Source organism: Halorubrum yunnanense (assembly GCF_026586675.1).
In the GTDB taxonomy this organism is placed as follows: domain Archaea; phylum Halobacteriota; class Halobacteria; order Halobacteriales; family Haloferacaceae; genus Halorubrum; species Halorubrum yunnanense.
The window spans coordinates 1-751 of the sequence record NZ_JAODIX010000017.1 but is presented as its reverse complement, the minus strand read 5'-3'; the positions used below and the strand labels follow the sequence as shown (position 1 = coordinate 751).

The following is a 751-nucleotide window of genomic DNA, read 5'->3' as shown; positions in this document are numbered from 1 at the left end:
CCCACGCCTGTGGATCGTCTTGTAGGTGACCTCAATTTCGCACTGTAACTGCCTGAGGCTCGTGTTAAACCGCAAAAACGCGTAGATCGAAAACAACCATTTGCGGAGTGCGATCTTCGAGTGAGCGAAGATCGTGCCGGTCTTATCGTTGAACGTGCGGTCGCAATCCTTACAGAGATACCGCTGAAACTGCCGATAGCTGCCGTTTCTGACCGTTCGGTCAGAACGGCAGCGGGGACAAGTCACACCGTCACGCCAGCGAACCTGTTGGAGCAGGTCCGCTGCGACCGATTCCGACCCAAACACATCCAGCGGAATCATTCGTGTCGGACACCGCTGACGCGGTGTCCTTGTCCTCTTCGACTCAACAGCGGCAGCTCAGCAGCATCAACAATCTCCTACAGAAGAGCGTTCAGCAAAGCGTTGAGAACATATCACCGGTTGAGGATACCAACAGAACCCACTAGTATCAATTCACATCGACTAAATCGTCGAACAGATGCGTGTCCGCGCTATCATTTCACGCCTACTGCCCGGTGACGAGAGTTTAAAAAGTGGCAAGTATTTTTTACACAACGAAAAAGCGAATTACGGACGTTTTATACCCGTCAACCGGTTATTCTTCGGTGGTGGCCATGACGATTCCGTTACCCCACTGAAACTCGATTTCTACTAATAGATTTGCCTTGTTTTGCCGCCTAGTGACGACGGTCTCGGACGCTCTTACTGTAATATTCCGCCAGATTAACCC

The 751-nt window shown here is 51.3% G+C and carries 1 protein-coding gene; it reads right to left on the bottom strand.

All coding sequences use genetic code 11. From position 1 onward, the window contains the following. On the bottom strand, positions 1 to 321 hold a 321-nt coding region (locus N5096_RS03625; protein WP_267662969.1), incomplete at its 3' end, for a transposase-like zinc-binding domain-containing protein. Positions 322 to 751: the final 430 nt, after the last annotated feature.